The organism is Paenibacillus sp. N22P23, assembly GCF_059383735.1.
On the sequence record NZ_JBXENT010000001.1, the window covers coordinates 1,104,615 to 1,121,867 of the forward strand.

Annotated in this window: 14 protein-coding genes; 11 read left to right on the top strand and 3 right to left on the bottom strand. The window is 47.1% G+C overall.

Features of this window, described 5'->3' with window-relative positions:
• Nucleotides 1-155 precede the first annotated feature (155 nt).
• From AC506A_RS05380 to AC506A_RS05390, 3 genes are all read left to right on the top strand, one after another.
• Nucleotides 156-2,189 carry a Na+/H+ antiporter gene (locus AC506A_RS05380; protein WP_495460975.1) on the top strand — a complete coding sequence of 678 codons (2,034 nt, stop codon included), beginning with the start codon at nt 156-158 and terminating at the stop codon, nt 2,187-2,189.
• A 79-nt stretch (nt 2,190-2,268) separates the two neighbouring features.
• The gene (locus AC506A_RS05385) at nt 2,269-2,943 is read left to right on the top strand and encodes a response regulator transcription factor (RefSeq protein ID WP_495459938.1); all 675 of its coding nucleotides are present in this window, start codon (nt 2,269-2,271) and stop codon (nt 2,941-2,943) included.
• Entirely contained in the window at nt 2,940-3,923 is a 984-nt protein-coding gene (locus AC506A_RS05390; RefSeq protein WP_495459939.1) for a sensor histidine kinase, read from the top strand. The genes AC506A_RS05385 and AC506A_RS05390 overlap by 4 nt, the downstream gene beginning before the upstream one ends.
• Nucleotides 3,924-3,977: 54 nt before the next feature.
• Here AC506A_RS05390 and AC506A_RS05395 read toward each other — a convergent pair whose 3' ends face one another.
• The 3 genes from AC506A_RS05395 to AC506A_RS05405 all read right to left on the bottom strand — a co-directional run bounded on the left by AC506A_RS05395 (nt 3,978) and on the right by AC506A_RS05405 (nt 7,690).
• Nucleotides 3,978-5,951 (bottom strand): ABC transporter permease, encoded by a 1,974-nt coding sequence (locus AC506A_RS05395; RefSeq protein ID WP_495459940.1) that lies wholly within the window; start codon nt 5,949-5,951, stop codon nt 3,978-3,980.
• A complete protein-coding gene (locus AC506A_RS05400) occupies nt 5,948-6,694 on the bottom strand; it encodes an ABC transporter ATP-binding protein (RefSeq protein ID WP_495459941.1) in 747 nt (248 codons plus the stop codon). Before AC506A_RS05400 ends, AC506A_RS05395 begins: the two co-directional genes overlap by 4 nt.
• Nucleotides 6,695-6,778: 84 nt before the next feature.
• A complete protein-coding gene (locus tag AC506A_RS05405; RefSeq protein WP_495459942.1) occupies nt 6,779-7,690 on the bottom strand; it encodes an AraC family transcriptional regulator in 912 nt (303 codons plus the stop codon).
• A 189-nt stretch (nt 7,691-7,879) separates the two neighbouring features.
• Here AC506A_RS05405 and AC506A_RS05410 point away from each other — a divergent pair, with 189 nt between their 5' ends.
• From AC506A_RS05410 to AC506A_RS05445, 8 genes are all read left to right on the top strand, one after another.
• A complete protein-coding gene (locus tag AC506A_RS05410; RefSeq protein WP_495459943.1) occupies nt 7,880-8,617 on the top strand; it encodes an SDR family oxidoreductase in 738 nt (245 codons plus the stop codon).
• 63 nt (nt 8,618-8,680) lie between these two features.
• The gene (locus AC506A_RS05415) at nt 8,681-9,148 is read left to right on the top strand and encodes a hypothetical protein (RefSeq protein WP_495459944.1); all 468 of its coding nucleotides are present in this window, start codon (nt 8,681-8,683) and stop codon (nt 9,146-9,148) included.
• 119 nt (nt 9,149-9,267) lie between these two features.
• Entirely contained in the window at nt 9,268-9,549 is a 282-nt protein-coding gene (locus tag AC506A_RS05420; protein ID WP_495459945.1) for a hypothetical protein, read from the top strand.
• A gap of 312 nt (nt 9,550-9,861) precedes the next feature.
• Nucleotides 9,862-12,519 (top strand): NPCBM/NEW2 domain-containing protein, encoded by a 2,658-nt coding sequence (locus AC506A_RS05425; protein WP_495459946.1) that lies wholly within the window; start codon nt 9,862-9,864, stop codon nt 12,517-12,519.
• Between the two features lie 510 nt (nt 12,520-13,029).
• On the top strand, nt 13,030-14,187 hold the full coding sequence (locus AC506A_RS05430) for a mandelate racemase/muconate lactonizing enzyme family protein (protein ID WP_495459947.1): 1,158 nt from the start codon (nt 13,030-13,032) through the stop codon (nt 14,185-14,187).
• A gap of 249 nt (nt 14,188-14,436) precedes the next feature.
• Complete coding sequence (locus AC506A_RS05435; protein WP_495459948.1) at nt 14,437-15,144, top strand: DNA alkylation repair protein; 708 nt, start codon at nt 14,437-14,439, stop codon at nt 15,142-15,144.
• 85 nt (nt 15,145-15,229) lie between these two features.
• On the top strand, nt 15,230-16,270 hold the full coding sequence (locus AC506A_RS05440; protein WP_495459949.1) for a phosphotransferase family protein: 1,041 nt from the start codon (nt 15,230-15,232) through the stop codon (nt 16,268-16,270).
• A gap of 93 nt (nt 16,271-16,363) precedes the next feature.
• Nucleotides 16,364-17,197, top strand: coding sequence for a sugar phosphate isomerase/epimerase family protein (locus AC506A_RS05445; protein WP_495459950.1), 834 nt, complete (start codon nt 16,364-16,366; stop codon nt 17,195-17,197).
• Nucleotides 17,198-17,253: the final 56 nt, after the last annotated feature.

Below are 17,253 nucleotides of genomic sequence, written 5' to 3' on the forward strand. Positions count from 1 at the left end.
TGATGAATGATCCGTATAACATATTCAGGCTGCAGCCCATCTGGACCAAACGCAAACAAAGAATATCGGACTGCGATCATGGAAAATATAACGAAATATGCATGGTATTAAATGTCCACATGTCCGAATGTTCATTGGGGGAAGCCAGTTTGGAAGTGTTTATTGTCGTACTCGTGTTACTTGTGCTAATTGGCGTGTCGAATGTCATCTATCGGTTCGTCCCATTCGTACCGGTACCGCTCATACAGATTGTGCTCGGCGGCTTCATTACCGTGCTCCCGATTGGTATTCATCTTGAATTGGAGCCGGAGTTGTTCTTTATCTTGTTCATCGCACCGCTGCTGTACAATGATGGAAGACATACGCCACGCGAAGAGCTATGGCGGCTGCGCGCTCCAATTCTGCTGCTATCCGTTGGACTCGTGTTCGTTACCGTATTCGTTGTCGGCTATACAATCCACTGGATGATTCCCACTATTCCGCTGGTTGCCGCTTTCGGGCTGGCAGCTATACTTTCGCCGACTGATGCGATCGCGGTGAGCTCGCTTGCCGGGCGAATCCACCTCCCCAAGAGCCTTATGCGACTCCTCGAGGGCGAAGCTTTAATGAACGACGCCTCCGGTTTAGTTGCGTTCAAATTTGCTATCGCGGCTGCAGTGACCGGTATTTTCTCGCTGCAGAAAGCAGCCTTCAGCTTTCTTCTTATTTCAATCGGCGGCCTTCTTGTGGGGGCTTTACTCGCAGTGATCATTGGCGGTATACGACAATTGCTGCGCCGTACAGGACTGGATGACGAAACGATGCACATGCTGCTGCAGCTGTTAACCCCGTTTCTCCTTTATTTATGTGCCGAAGAGGTCGGCGTATCCGGCATTCTGGCTGCGGTCGCAGGCGGGATTGTGCATGCCATTGAGAAAGATCGAGTGGAGTGCGATATAGGAAAGCTGAAATCCGTGTCCACCAGCACGTGGACCGTCTATTTGTTTATCTTGAACGGCCTTGTCTTTGTCATTCTGGGGACGCAAATTCCTGATGTGACCTCAGTCATCTTCAAAGATCCCGGCTTTAACAATGTTGTCGTCATCGGCTATGCTGTTGCAATCTTTACGCTATTACTCGTGTTGCGTTTTGTTTGGACGCTGCTCTTCACGCAGGGCTGGCGGATATTCGGCAACTACAGCAAAGAAGCTTCAAGCTTTAAAGCACTCATCTTGACGACGATCTCTGGCGTACGCGGTGCCGTTACGTTAGCAGGTGCTTTCTCCATTCCGCTATTTCTGCACAACGGGGAGCTGTTCCCTGAACGAAACCTCATCATTTTTCTAGCCGCTTGCGTCATTCTGCTGTCTCTGTTAACTGCCAGCATCTTGCTGCCGCTAATTGCGAAGAAGCGTGTCGTTTCGGACGAAACAGCACTGGCATTAGAAGAGAACGAGTGGCATATCCACATTATGCAAGCCGCTGTTCGTCAATTGCAGCAGGAGAGCAACGAAGGCAATGAAGAAGCGGTGGAAGCCGTAGTTGATGAGTACAACCAAATGATTCAGCAGCTTGGCCTGAAAGACAATTCATTCAAACGAGTATCTCGTTTGAATCAAGACGAAATCGCACTGCGAATCGAGGCTTTAGACATCGAGCGGAACTACATCCAAGAACGGCTCGAGAAGGGCACGATTACGAAGAATCATGCTGATTTCTATAACAAAATGCTCGATCAGGTCGAAATCATATTAGCCAATCGACTGCACTTATGGTTGTTGGTGTTCAAAAGGCTGTTTGGAAGACTAATTGAGCTGCTGACCGGCGAATCGCAATCAAGGCGAGGCGCAATTACAGAGAAGGATCTTGAAGCACTGAGGGGACTGCGCATCGAGTGCGGACAAGTGGTAATCAAACAAATGGGACCGCTTTGCGCGCCGGAGAGTGCCAATGATCCGACGGAATGCGTCGTTGCTTATTACAAGCAGCTCGTAAATCGGCTTAGATCGTTTGAGCTTCACAACAAACGCAAAAAGCAAGTATTCGATGAAACACGGAAGGAGCTTCACTGGATTGCGGTTCAGGCGGAGAGGTATGAGGTTCAAAATTTATACGAACAAGGGAAAATCGACCGTGGTTTGGTATCCGAACTGCGCCGCATCATACGCGATCGCGAGGCATCCATGTATGAACAGATCGAGCTTGGCTAACACCTTGATTTGGAGGGAATCTGCTAGAAATTTATGCTAAACTACTAGTAGAAACTTTTCTACATAATGAGGGATTAACATGTATAGCATAATGCTGGTTGAAGATGATGAGAAAATTAGGCGGATTGTCGCGGATACGTTGATCAAGTGGCAATATGAAGTGGTGGAAGTAACTCAATTTGAGCAGGTGTTATTGGAATTTAAGAGGACGGAACCGCACCTTGTATTGTTAGATATAAATTTGCCCGTATTGGATGGGTACCACTGGTGTCAGCAAATACGCTCGGTCTCCAAAGTGCCGATCATTTTTCTTTCTTCCCGAAATCAGAATATGGATATCTTGATGGCCATAAACATGGGCGGGGATGATTTTATCCAGAAGCCATTCGAGCTCGATATCCTTGTCGCTAAGATCGGTGCGCTTATCCGGAGAAAATATACCTATCAAGAAGATGAGAACCTCAGATTCATCCACCGGGGATTGAAATTAAATGTGACCAATTCAACGATTGAATATAAAGGCCAAAGCACCGAACTAAGCCGGAATGAATTTATCTTATTACAATTAATGATGCGAAATAGCGGGAAAATTGTTTCACGCGAAGACTTGATGCAAGCATTATGGAATGAAGAACAATTCGTCGATGATAATACATTGACTGTTAACGTGAACAGGCTGCGTAAGAAAATCGCGGAGCTGGATTTGGAGTCGTTCATCGTCACCCGCAAAGGAATGGGGTACGTAATCGAATGACCTTCCTGCGTTTTCTGACCTACGAGAAGCCGTATATTTATCTTTATTTCGTGGGTTTCATGATCTCGGCCGCGGTTTTTTTTACCGATAGCACGGAGAGTCCCGCATGGGGGACCTTCTTCTATGCGTTCACCTTAACTTCGCTTGTTTTACTCGGATTTTTAATCGTTCGGTACCAGCAGAATTTGCGAGTGATTCGTCAACTAGAAAGAGGCGATGTTGACAGTTTGTCACTGGAAGGTGAATTCACCCAGCAGTATTTGGAGGAACTGAAAGTACAACATATCCGTGACATGAATCGGGTTCGAGACAGTCAAAATGAGCATTATGATTTTATCGTCTCCTGGTTCCATGAGATTAAAACGCCGATAGCGGTTCTTCGCTTACTGCAGCAAACGGAGATGGATGCCAATAGCTTAAGAGAAGAAATTGCGAAGATTGAGAATTACATTGATCAAGCGCTCTATTACGCCAAGCTCGACAGCTTTAATCAAGATTACGATATCCAGAAATGTGACATGATACAGATTTCCAAAGAGACGGTGAAGGCGCATTCGAGAACCTTCTTTTCAAAAAAAATCCGTATCGACATACAGTCAGATTCACTGGAGGTACAAAGTGATTCCAAATGGCTGCAGTTTATCGTCAATCAGATCCTGACGAACAGTTTAAAGTACACGGAGCCTGGCGGGACGATTACGATTACTTCGGTCGAAACCTCGCAAGAAAAGCAGCTGATCATTCGAGATAGCGGGATTGGCATTCCTTCACAAGACCTGCCGCGAATTTTCAATCGTGGATTTACGGGAGAAACCGGGCGTAAATTCACCAAATCTACCGGGATGGGTTTATATTTAGCCCAGCAATTATCGAATAAGCTCGGTCATTATATTACCTGTACTTCAGAGGTCGGCGCATGGTCCCAATTTATCATTCATTTTCCGAAGAATGAGGATCCTTATTTATACATTCAGCAATAAACGCAATGAAACCCAGGCCGCCTGAGTCATCACGACTAAGCAGCCTGGGTTTGATTAATTCATTGCGTTTTTTGGGTTCACAATTTTATAGTAAACACTGGCAGAAGATAAGTAAAACAGCGTATAGATGGCAACATACAAGATCAGGACTCCGGCAATAATCGATGTGATTTGCGGGTAATTCTTTACTTCCTCCATCGTTGGATAAATGAGAAGGAACCAGCTGTGCAACAAACCAAGAAGAATTGGAGGCAGGAACACAAACAGCAGCTGTTTACGAATCACTATTTTCATTTCGCTGTCATCGACTCCGAGCTTTCGCAAGATTGAATATTGCCGTAATTCTTCCGTCGCTTCACGCAATTGCTTGAAGTAGATGATGCTTCCGAGCGCAAATAATGCGATTACCGCAAGGAATGCAGCTGAGAAGAGCAGCAACGATGAGGTTTCAATATCAATCGAATACAGATCGACAAAAGCAGCGTAATACGTTCCCGGTGTTTCGGTAACCAAATCATGAACGTGATGGGATAAAGCATTAGAATGCCTTGCATCTTCGATTTGATAGATGTCAAACGAGGAGAGTGCTTCCCCTTGCTGAAGTCCTTCAAATGCTTCATCGGAAATAATCAAGATGGAGGGCAGTGATCCTACGTCGCCGGTTGAGTCAGTAGCCTTGCTAAGTAACGTATAGTTCTTTTTCTGAGTAAGCTTGAAAGTCGTATCTTCCTTCAGCTTGACCGTAAATGAAGGCTGATTGCCTTCAGAAAACGTAATTGGAGTAGCTCCTATATGCAAGAGAACAACCGCTTCCTGACCCTTCAAATTCACTTGTTCACTATCCCCGCGCATGTTGACGATGTCATTATATTGCGATTCAGAGAACAGAAGGATTCCATCTTTGTTAGTTGCATCTGAGCCTCCAAAGGCGACTGCCCTGTCTGTAACCGGATCAGCAGCTAATCCTTCGATCCTTTCATGGTGTGTAATCGAATGACTTTGCTCAATCAGCTGTTCAATTTTCTTCTGCTTCTTCTCGTCTTGCGATGCAAATGAAATATGGTTCGGAAATTCTTTCCCGGCCGAGTAGAACTGAACCGAATAGTTAATCGAAACGAAGCCAACTAAAAAAATAATCAATGCGCTGAATAATGAAATGAAGGTGAGCATCATGGCATTTCCGCGAATCGAGAACCGCAGCGAAGAGATCCAAAGCATCTTGTTGCCTTGAAAATAGGTACTTCCCTGGCTAATCTTCCCCAATATCCAACCTAGCAATTGACGGAAAAATAAATACGTTCCACCAATGATTCCAACGGTTACGGCAATCATGCTGGGCATGATGTACGTTTGCCAAACAACCGAATCTCCATCTCGACTAATCAGAAAGAAGGCTGTTCCTAACAAAAGGATGGAGCCTATCGCAAGCCATGCTGAGAATCGAAGCGGCTTGTCCATTTTTGCTTTCGCGTGAAATAACTCCACCAATTGGACTCGGCGCACAGTCAGATAGCTCTGCACACAAATAATAATGATGATGACGGCGAATAGAAGAATCGTCGATCTTATCGCCTCTATCGGGAAAGCAAACGATATCACATCATCATATTGCATCAAATTCATCAGCAACATGCCAAAGAACTTGGACAGCAATCCACCGACCAATATCCCGCTGACGAGTGAAATCGCACTGAGAAATATAGTCTCGAGAAAAACCATCCAGACAATTTGCCGCTCACTCATGCCGTAAAGCAAATACATGCCAAATTCCTTCTTACGCTGCTTCATAAAAAACGAGTTCGCATAAAGAATGAAGAAAATAATAAATAGGAATACCACGATAGATGCGATGGATACGCCGAGTTGGAAGTTTCGTTTATTTGTAATGGCTGTCAGTATATCGTCATTGAACATGAGGGATGAGAACGTAAAATAAATGATGACCCCGATGAGCATGGAAATAAAGTAGATCGAATACAGCCGAAAACTTCGTTTCATATTGCGCCAAGACAAATCAAGCAAACTCATCGCCGATCGCCTCCAATGGCACTTTGAATCGTTAGAATGCGGTCGAAGAATTGTTTCTCGGATTGTTCGCCTTTAAAGAGTTCATTGACGATCTTCCCATCACGGATAAAGATGACTCGCTGGCAATAGCTGGCCGCATACGAATCGTGGGTTATCAATAGAACCGTTGTCTTAAAGGATTGATTGAGCAGTTGAATTTGTTCCAGCAATTGAGTTGCAGAACGGGAATCAAGTGAGCCTGTCGGCTCGTCCGCGAATACAATCGCCGGATTGGTAATGATCGCCCGCGCCGCTGCCGTGCGCTGCTTCTGGCCGCCGGACAGTTCAGAAGGGTATTGCTGTAAGATCGATTCTATATTTAACGCTGCCACCAATTTCGCTAATCGCTGCTCCATTTCCGCGACAGCTGTTTTTTGCAACGAGAGCGGAAGCAGAATATTTTCTTTCACCGTCAAGGTATCGAGCAGATTGTAATCTTGAAAGATAAAGCCCATTCGTTTCTGACGAAAATCTCGTAACGCTTTCCTCTTCATATCTAACAGCGAGCTTCCCTCAATCCAAACATCCCCGCCATTAAAGGTGTCAATCGTGGAGAGCGTATTCAACAGTGTCGTTTTCCCGGAGCCTGATGGGCCCATGATCGCAGTGAATTCCCCTTGTTCAATCGTCAAATCAATGTTTTTTAAAACTTGTAGATTCCCATAAGATTTCGATAGGTTCTTTGTTTGTATGATGTTTCCCATTGTTTCATCTCCTTCACCACTACACTATATCGACTAAGTTGCCCTTCAACCATCGATTTAACAACATCTAAAGTGACGTTTTTGTCATATAGAGTGGTGATAGTGGACATCCTGCATAGGCGGCCTTCCGTACATTCTGGCGTATTCCCGGCTGAACTGGGAGGGACTCTCGTAACCGACACGGAACGCGGCATCCGCAGCTTGCATAGATTCTGTTAGCATCAGCCGTCGTGCTTCTTGTAAACGCACCGTTTTCTGATATTGTAAAGGACTCATGGCCGTAATGCGCTTAAAATGTTTATGAAACGCCGACGTGCTCATGTTCACGGACTTCGCAAGCTGCTCGACTATAATGATGTGATCAAATTGCCTGTTTATGATCTGGATCGCCCGAGCGATATTGTTCGCATGACTGCCGATGATTGCGAATTGGTAGAGGAACGCGCCTTGCTCGCCTTGAAGCACGCGATACAAGATTTCACGGATGGCGAGTGGGGCCAGAATCGGTATATCCTCAGGCTCGCTAAGCAGCTCCATAAGGCGCACGATGGATTCGAGTAATGCAGGGGATGTTCGATTTACAGTTATTCCTCGACTGAGTTCCGCGGGAATTTCCATGGGCCGATTCATCTCTTTCACGATTTCCAGGATCATATCGGTGTCGAAGCTTAGTTTCAGGCTTAAGTAGGGGATATCGGGCGAAGCTTCGATAATTCTCCCAACGATCGGCAATTCAACAGAAGTAATCAGGTAATTCGAAGGATCGTACCGGTAGATCTCGTCGCCTAATGTGCTTGTTTTCGCCCCCTGCGCCACGACGCAAATGGATGGTTTATAGACAGATTCCAACGGTTCAGACAAGTTTACAGCATGCATGAGCTGCAAAGAAGGCACTGCTGTCTGATGCGTGCCGTTTAGCGGAGCATGTTGGTTAATCAAGTGTGCTAATCGCTGCAAGGCATGCACCATGCGCAGGGATTCAATCTTTGTGTCCATGCCTACGTTTCCTTTCCGATAACGATGTTATTTACTCCATATCATAGCGAACCCGAAGAGAAATAGGCAAGAATCGTACAGGTATGTTATAACGGCTTCCTAGAAACCATGACTATAATAAGCTTACAAGCCGAACAATGCAGTTAAACGATCGATTGGCCGATTCCAAGTTATAAGGGGAGAACAGATATGAATTTGAATGGCAAAGTAGCAATCGTCACTGGGGCGTCGCGGGGCATTGGACGTCAATTGGCTATCCAACTGGCACAGTCCGGTGCGAAGGTAATCGTCAATTATTCCTCGAATCAAGGGAAAGCGGACGAAGTTGTCACCACGATTGAACAATCCGGCGGTGAAGCTTCTGCAATCCGTGCCGATGTAAGCAAAGTAAGTGAAGTAGAAGCGTTATTCTCGGAGTCAATTGCACGTTTCGGGCGCTTGGATATTCTGGTCAATAATGCCGGGATCATGGAATGCACGGCTATCACAGAGGTGACGGAGGAGATGTTTGATCGTCAATTCGCAATTAATGTAAAAGGGACCTACTTCGCCTGTCAACAAGCCATGAAGCATATGGCCGAAGGCGGGACGATCATCAACTTCTCCACCTCCGTAATCGGCGCTATGCTTCCGACTTACAGCGTCTACGCTGCCACGAAAGGTGCGGTTGAACAAATCACGCGCCAATTGGCAAAGGAATTCGCACCTAAGGACATCGTTATTAATTGTATCGCGCCAGGTCAAATTTCGACCGAATTGTTCTTGAACGGCAAATCGCAGGAGCTGATTGATTCGTTCAGCCGCATGATCGCGTTTGGCCGGCTTGGCGAACCTGAAGACATCGCGAATGCAATCGATTTGCTCGTGAGCGACAAAGCTCGGTGGATTACGGGACAGACGATACGCGTGAACGGCGGGTTTAATTGAATATGAAACGAAGCACTTCTTAATCCGTTATATAGTATAAATGAAGATACGGAGGTGTTTCAGATGGATTTACTTAAAGGGTTCGGGAAACTGGCAGGCGATCTGACAGGCAGAGTGCTTGGAGGCACAGTCCGTGTTGCGGGGGAACTCGTTCACAGCGATTACATGAAAGAAATCGGCAATGATGTAGAAAGAGTAACGTCCAGAACGGGTGAAATTGCGGGTCAGGCAGCAAGCGGCGTATGGGATATAGGCGCAGGCTTGGTAACTGCCGATAAACAGAAAGCGACAACAGGACTTGGCGATCTTGGAGATGCGGCAACGACAACGGTGAGAGGTGCAGGACAAGGCATCCAATACGTAGTTGAAAGCGGGATTGAAGTGGTGGCCGGCATTAAAGAAAACGACAAGGAATTAATCAAAGAAGGCGTCAAGAAGTTGGGGAAAGCAGCAGCGATCACTGTGCTTGCCGTCGGTGTCGTAGATCTTGTCGATGGGCCGGATGGAACGGGTACGTCTGGTACAGTTTAAGGCAAGCGAAGTACGGTAACCATAATATTGATAAGCTCCGCGGCAATCGCGGGCTTTTTTTGTTATAATGGCAAATATCCTTGCATTCAAAATAATAAAAAAGTTGGTGCTAATTTTCAATGACTCAATCACAACAAGAGAAGATCTCTTTTTCCAGTTTCATGCTGGACCCAAAGTTCGCTGAATTTAACAATATCGAACATGAGAAGCAGCCTCAAATGAATGCGATTATCGCAGCTTGGGACAACAAAACATTAGTCACCAATATAACGAAACTAAATCGCGAATTACTTCGTCGCGATGCTCATGGCGTACAAGAGACCCCCTTTGCAGAGACGAATGAAGAACTGCATTTGATGCTGTATTCGTTAACCATGTATCTCAAAGATCGCATGGAATAGATCGGCCGATTCATGCATTTGGCCCTCACCATTAGAATGGTGGGGGCTTTTTGTCGTTGAACTTCGTGTGATTGTTCAAGATAGTACATGATTTCGAAAAATGTATAAGTGCTCATTTCGTCAAGAGGGGTCATTTTCAGCAATTGTACACTATCCACCTTTTTGATCCGTGATGTAGCATCTTAGATGGATATATTGGAATTCACTACCACATTTTCGGTCAAAGGAGGGTTACCTGTTCATCTATCCATCATGTTGAATCCCTGCAGCTGAAGTCACTGTAAATCCACCTTTGAAGGAGAGAAATGAAGAATGAAAGTGAAGCCATCCAAGAAAACTGCAATTCGCGTGTTCTTGTCTGCCATCATAGTAATGTCTGCAATCCCTTTGAACGAGGCCGCAGCAGCGCCTGTCGTATCAACGACTTTATCCGCCGTCGATTTCGGGGCAAACGGGGCAGATGACCTAGACGACAAAGCCGCGATTCAAGCGGCAATCGACGCAGCATCGCCGGGGGATACGGTACTCCTCCCGAATGGAACGTATTATTTGGCCGGCACTGTAAAAGGCAAATCAGGCGTCGCTATACGTGGGGAGAACCGCAGCAGTACGATCGTGAAATACAAGGACAACCCGGAGACGTACATGTTTTATTTTCTCAATGTATCCGGCGCATCGATCAGAAATATGACGCTCGACGGCAACAACAGCACAGTGGCGATGTCAGCTGCCGTATCCGAAGGGGGTGGCGGAAACGAGATGAGCGGGCTGATCGTCAAGGATTTCTCCGCCGTAGAAGGTTTCGGTCCCCATGCGCTTTACGTCATCGGCTCGCAGAATGTCCGGATCACAAACAATAACATCTCGAACATCGGAGTAGGCTCGATCTGGGGTGCCGCCGTTCGCGCAGGCTGGGATTCCAAGAATGTGTCCGTCGAGAATAACGTCATCGCGAATACCGGACGTGGAGGAATTCTCATTAATGACGGAAGCTCCGGCGCGATCGTAAGATCTAATAAAATTACGGGATCGGGCTTGAAGGAACACGGCCTGGCCATTGAGCTTCACACGAATTCGGACAACTCCATCATCGAAGATAACAATGTAGACTTCTGGATCAGCGCCGTGCGCTCTAAGAATATAGCCGTACGCCGGAATATCGTGCATCCGACTGATGGTAGAGTGGGTTCGATTGGGCTGGAAATCATGGCTGAAAACGCCGTCACGACAGATAATCTGGTCGATGGCGGCCAGCAAGTTGGCATTCAACAATCTCCTGGAACAGGACATCAATTGTGGAGCTACAATGTGGTGAAGAACATGGTCATGTGGGGCATGCAGCTCCAAGGCGCAGGTTCGAGCGAGACCGAACAGTTCCAATATTTCTATAAGAACAGCTTTATTAACACGCAGCTTGGGAATCCGAAAGCCGCCTATCCAGGTTATGAGGGAAATGGCATACGCATCCACGGAAACGCGCAGAACCTTTCGTTCGACAGCAACCTGATCGCAAACAACGGTCGTAAGGCGATTGAAATTACCGGAGCAGCGGGAGTCGACCGACTTAGCTTCACCAACAATCTCATCTCCGGCAACAAGGATGTAACGATGGATCCTTATCCTACAGCCGCGCAGCACCTGGAATGGTCAGGCAATCTTGTCTTTCATAACGGTACTAATGCTCAGCCAACTTCGCGCGGGTTTACCAATGCGAAGCCTGTGGCTAACTTTACGAATCCGATCCTGGTTCGTGCAGGAGCACCGGTTACTTTCGTCAGCACTTCGACGGATAATGGGTCGATTGCAAACTATCTATGGGATTTCGGTGCCGGACTGCCTAGTGCTTCTGCTAAGCCGACTTACGTCTATGATAAACCAGGCATTTACCGAGTAACACTTGTCGTATGGGACAATGAAGGACGTTCGAATGTGAAGGAAACGGTCATTCTGGTCAGTCCTGGCCTGCCTGATACGAAGAAGCCGAACGTTCCTACGAATCTAGTTTCTCCATCGCAGACGGATGAGACCATTGAATTGACGTGGAGCTCGGCATCCGACAATGTAGGCGTCGTCGGTTACGATGTTTATAGAGATGGGGCTCTCGCAGGCAGCACTGCACCCGGTGAATTAGCTATCACGCTTACGGGGCTATCGCCAATCACGACATACAGTATAACGTTGCGCGCGCGTGATGCTGCCGGCAATGTCTCAGATGCCAGCGCTGCGCTTAGTGTGACGACAGAACTTCCGGATTCGCAGCCGCCAACTGCGCCAGCAGGTTTAACCGCTGCATCCGTAACCGGCACCAGTGCAACGCTTACTTGGACAGCGTCAGCCGATAATAAGGCTGTTACTGGTTACGAGGTTTACAGGAACGGCAACCTGGTCGGTTCGACTTCAGGTGCATCCGCAACATCGTTCACGGCATCCGGCCTCATACCCGGCACCGCCAGTGCTTTTACCGTAAAAGCGAAAGACGCAGCGGGCAACAGTTCCGATGCTAGTAACGAAATTACAGCCGTACTGGCACCGCCTTCTTCGCCGACAGTGTATCTCAGCGACTATTCATGGGATTACGGTGTTGCAGGATGGGGTAACATCCAACGGGATAAATCGTCAGATGGCAGACCAATCACACTGAACAATGTCGTCTATGCAAAAGGCTTAGGTACCCACGCCGAATCAACGATCGTGTACACGCTAGGAGGCGAATATGCCAGATTCCAAGCGAGCGTTGGTGTCGACGACGAGACATATGGCAATGGTGGCGTTAACTTCCAGGTTTGGCTTGATGGTGTACTGACAATCGACAGTGGTTTCATGGACGCCGCAGCAGCGACGCAAGCTATTGATCTTGACATCGCCGGCGTCAACGAGCTGAAGCTCGTCGTTACCAATGGCAGCAACGGCGGCGATTGGGATCACGCGGACTGGGGAGACGCACGTATCCTCTATCCAACAGGAGAATAAGGTGTGCGAATTCGGAGGCCGATCTATGATCGGCCTCCGGCTGTTGACAACGCCTTCGTCCGTTCTTTATTACTCATTCCTTGCTAACAAGTCTAGTGCGCACGGACTGTTTGTTTCGACCCTGTGCGTTCCTGCAACATGATAGCGTCGATGCTCTAACGAACCGTACGGCGCTTATTGCCCGAAAATAGCGCCGAATAAATTCTAACGAACGGTGGAGGTCTTATTTGAATGTTTTTGCGCGTTTGGGAGCCGATTAACCCACGATAAGACCTGTACGGTTCGTTAGATTCTCAAAAGCCCGAAACTCGGCCAAATAACGCCCTCACGGTTCGTTAGAATTTCACCCAATGCAAGATGAGGAGTGCGAGATGAGATTGTACGATGAAACAGTCCAAATAACGTAGGAAAGTCCATTGGTTTGCATGCATCAGCTGTCTATACTTTTATTCAATTCCCTTAAGAAGGGGATAAGGATTTCTATTCATAGCAATAGGGGGAGTAGCTGCGATGTCAGATGTGAAAATAACGCATGTCGAAACGATTTTGTTATCCAGAATGCATGAACCTGACAGGCAATGGATGACGTCGACTTTCCGGACAATCAAAGCAGAAGCCGCGATCGTTGTCATTCGGACCGACGCTGGCATTACAGGAATCGGCGAAGCTTGCGCCTATGGTGTACCCGGTAAGATCAGCGATATGGTAAGGAGAGTCAGCCCATTGCTGGTCGGCCGCGACCCGAGGGATCCATCCATTGTGCTGCATCCGAATGGGCAATCGTGGGCCTATGATTGCGCGATATCAGGCATCGATTGTGCACTTTGGGATATTCGTGGAAAATTAGCCGGCAAACCTGTAGCCCAGCTGCTATCGCCCAATCCGATTAACAAAGTACAGCTTTATGCATCCGGTGGCTGCAGCTACGATTGGAGAGCGCGGCCGGAGCAGCTCATTGAAGAAGCCTTATCGTATGTTGCCGAAGGCTACAAGGTTTTCAAGTTCAGAGTAGGCACGCACTGGGCTTGGGATAGCGTAACCGTGGATCGTATGCTCGGTCTGATTCAGGAGTTGTCGCAGGCAGTGAAAGGCCGGATGGAGCTTGCCATTGACGGTAATCAGCGCCTGACAGAAGAGATTGCGCTCGCACTCGGCAAAGGTCTTGATCGCATTGGCGGATTCCGATGGTTCGAGGAACCGATCCCGCAGAAGGACGTTGACGGCTATGCGAGGCTGAACGCTGCCTTGAATGTTCCGGTTACCGGAGGAGAACAATACACGACGGTAGAACAGTTCATTCCTTATATGGAGCGACAAGCGTATTCGATTATTCAGCAGGATGCAGGGATTTGCGGGATTACCGCAGCTATGTCGATTGCACAGTTTGGCATGCAATACGGTGTTCCGACGATTCCCCATAACTGGCATAACGGTGTCATGACGATGGCAAACGCGCATTTCGTTGCTGCACTTCCAGATCCAATCCTAGTGGAATTGTGCCGCATTCAAGGACCGTTGCAATGGGGACTGGTGAAGGAAAGCCCCGTCATTCAAGGTGGATGGCTTGAGCTTCCGGACAAACCGGGACTCGGCGTGGAATTGGCTGAAGATGCGCTGGAACGGTTTCCATTTGTTGAAGGGAATTATTACGTATCCGTTGAGAGATGATTGAAGGACGAAATGTAATCCAAATCGATTCTAGCGGCTTGCCGGCGCCTTTCGTTCAAGAGAGGACGTCAGCAAGCTGTTTGTTATTAACATGGTTAAATATGTGGACTTCGCCGATTACGATAAGCTTAAGAGAGCGATTGCCAAGGCTGAATAGGCTTAACTTATCCTGCTATTTTCATTATAATAAGCTATGAAGATGTTTCAGCAGCCTGTTGAACGATTACACAAATAAGGACGTGCTATTCGATGAACTTGGAAACAGTCATGCAGGAGCTTGAAGGAATCGGCAAAGAACGCAGCAAGAAAATGTACATGTCCAATGGGGCGCAGGAACCGTTGTTTGGAGCGACCACAGGCGAGATGAAGCCGATCGCGAAGAAAATAAAAATCAATCAGCCTTTAGCCGAGGAGCTGTACGCCACGGGAAATTACGATGCGATGTACTTCGCCGGCGTAATTGCGGACCCCAAAGCAATGACTGCGGCAGATTTTGATCGGTGGATGGATTCGGCTTATTTCTTTATGCTGTCCGATTATGTCGTGTCCGTAACGTTGGCGGAGTCCGATATTGCGCAAGAGGTTGCCGATAAATGGATTGCAAGCGGGGAAGAGCTGCGAATGTCAGGCGGCTGGAGTTGTTACTGCTGGCTGCTCGGCAATCGAAAGGACAGCGAATTTTCCGAAACTAAACTTGCCAATATGCTTGATCAAGCAGCAGCCACGATCCACGATTCACCCGAACGAACGAAGTATGCGATGAATAATTTCATTTACACCGTAGCCGTATCTTATACGCCACTCCATGATAAAGCTGTCGAGATTGCAAAAGCAGTTGGCCCTGTAGAAGTCAAAAAGGAGAAGGCCAAAAGCAAGCTTATATCCGCTATCGATAATATCCAGAAGGCTATAGATAAAGGGCAGATTGGTTTCAAACGAAAACATGTAAGGTGTTAAGTTTGTGCAAATGACATAGCAAGCGGCAGCGATCATTTAGATTGGCTGCCGTTTGTTGTTGGTGTAAACGGAGGGAGTGAATAGTTTGGAAGTAAAATATCGTATCGAAGATCGTGTGCTGGCAACGATCCTTGATAAAGAATACGGGATACATATTGAAAGCATTCACTTCATTCCTGTTGGGGACTCAGCTTACTCGTACTGGGTGGAATGCATAAATGGAGAGCGGTATTATCTGAAATTATTTGATCATACCAATGACAGACAACGAATGAGTATGGATCGATTTCAATATTACTTGCCATTAACTTGGAACATGTCTCATCAAAAGCTTTTTCAGAAGATTACCTATCCAATTAGGAATCAGGATGGCGGTTTTTCAACAACATTCCAAGAGATTACGGTCGTATTATTTAACTATATTCATGGGGAATCGTTGGCTGATGCATACCCGTTCTCAGAAGAGATCCTTGAATCTATTGCTGAATCAATGGCTGCAATTCATTTGATTACCCCTTTCATAGAGAAGGATACAATCTTGACAGAAACATTTGATATTTCCTTTGAGCTTGAACTTGAGAAATGTATTTCGCTGCTTGAAAGCACCATGACATTTGACAATCCCACTAAACAAGCCTTACGAGAGCATGTTTTGCCAAAGAAAGAGCAAATCTTTGTCCTATTAAAACTCGTTCGTAAACTTTGCCTTGCAGCAATAACCGACACGAATGAGAACGTATTGTGCCACGGTGATATTTGGGGTGGGAATTTAATCCTTCACGACAACGAGTTATATGTTATTGATTGGGAATCAGCGGTAATTGCGCCTCCAGAATTTGATTTGATCGGCTATATAGGTGAGGAGTTCGATGTGTTCTTTTCCGCTTACGAGAAGCATTTAGGCAAAACTGTGGTGATTAATCTTGATTTATTACGGTTTTACGCCTACCGCCACCACCTTCGGAATCTGACCAATTGGCTAATGAATATTCTTTATCGCAACACCGAAGAAGCACAGAATGAAAACGATTTGGACATGATTCTTTATCACTGCATGAACCGTTGGGATCGTATTGAACCCATGGTTAAGTCAGTTGAAGCTGCCCTTCAGGCGAGGAGCGTTTAATCACTATGCAAAGTTAATAGGAGGAAAATGGAAGAGGTTAATGGAATATGTTCCAGTGAGTAGCCATTATCGTAACCATAGGAGGGATACCGTATGAATATTAGCATTTGTTCGTTCAGTTTTCACAGAATGCTGGCGGCGGGGAAACAGGATATTTTCCAATATATTCAGGATTGCAAGGAACTCGGATGTACACAGCTTGATCCTTGGAATGCACACCTGGCCGAGTTGAATCATGGTGAGGAGGCGCTGCATGCCGGTGCCAACCCAGACCAGTCTCAGCATCTGACGGCCATGGACGATGAATTTCTGGAACGCGTGAAGCTTGCGGCCGAAGAAGCCGGTTTGCCATTCGGCTGTATCGCCGTTGACGGGGCTCATATCTATGAAGAGTCCGAGGAAGCACGAATTAGCAATCGGCAGCGGGCTTATCGCTGGATCGAAATTGCCGAGAAACTCGGCGCATCCTCGATCCGTATCGACTCCGGCGGACCACAGCAATGGACGGAAGAAGTGTTTGACATTGTTGTTGAAGGATATCAGGATCTCATTGACCGTGCGCAGCGTGCCGGAATCCAGGTCATCGTGGAAAATCACTGGGGGCCAACCGTAGATCCGGACAATACGGTTAAACTTTTGGAAGCGGTTCCCGGGCTGGGATTGTTGCTGGATTCATGGAATTGGGCACACGGAAAGCAGGCTGAAGGCTGGTTGAAGTGCGCGAAGTACGCAACTGTCACTCATATCAAAACTTTCCATTTCACAGAGGATGGACAAGAACTGACCCAGAATGTTCCCGCCTTCTGTAAATTGCTGCAAGATAATGGATTCCAAGGAACCTGGGGTGTCGAAAGCGTGCCGGCCGACGGCAATGAGATCGAAGGCGCTCGCAAGACGATTCAATTGATCCAACGGTCTGTTCGATAACCATTTCTCGAAGGTTAATTATTGGTTGCCAATAGGAGATTGTGAGAGGAGAGGTC

Coding starts and splice junctions, on each gene's coding strand:
- AC506A_RS05405 (WP_495459942.1), bottom strand. CDS start 7,690: ATGGACACAAAGATTGAATCCCTGCGCATGGTGCATGCCTTGCAGCGA.
- AC506A_RS05430 (WP_495459947.1), top strand. CDS start 13,030: ATGTCAGATGTGAAAATAACGCATGTCGAAACGATTTTGTTATCCAGA.
- AC506A_RS05410 (WP_495459943.1), top strand. CDS start 7,880: ATGAATTTGAATGGCAAAGTAGCAATCGTCACTGGGGCGTCGCGGGGC.
- AC506A_RS05425 (WP_495459946.1), top strand. CDS start 9,862: ATGAAAGTGAAGCCATCCAAGAAAACTGCAATTCGCGTGTTCTTGTCT.
- AC506A_RS05420 (WP_495459945.1), top strand. CDS start 9,268: ATGACTCAATCACAACAAGAGAAGATCTCTTTTTCCAGTTTCATGCTG.
- AC506A_RS05385 (WP_495459938.1), top strand. CDS start 2,269: ATGTATAGCATAATGCTGGTTGAAGATGATGAGAAAATTAGGCGGATT.
- AC506A_RS05435 (WP_495459948.1), top strand. CDS start 14,437: ATGAACTTGGAAACAGTCATGCAGGAGCTTGAAGGAATCGGCAAAGAA.
- AC506A_RS05415 (WP_495459944.1), top strand. CDS start 8,681: ATGGATTTACTTAAAGGGTTCGGGAAACTGGCAGGCGATCTGACAGGC.
- AC506A_RS05445 (WP_495459950.1), top strand. CDS start 16,364: ATGAATATTAGCATTTGTTCGTTCAGTTTTCACAGAATGCTGGCGGCG.
- AC506A_RS05395 (WP_495459940.1), bottom strand. CDS start 5,951: ATGAGTTTGCTTGATTTGTCTTGGCGCAATATGAAACGAAGTTTTCGG.
- AC506A_RS05400 (WP_495459941.1), bottom strand. CDS start 6,694: ATGGGAAACATCATACAAACAAAGAACCTATCGAAATCTTATGGGAAT.
- AC506A_RS05390 (WP_495459939.1), top strand. CDS start 2,940: ATGACCTTCCTGCGTTTTCTGACCTACGAGAAGCCGTATATTTATCTT.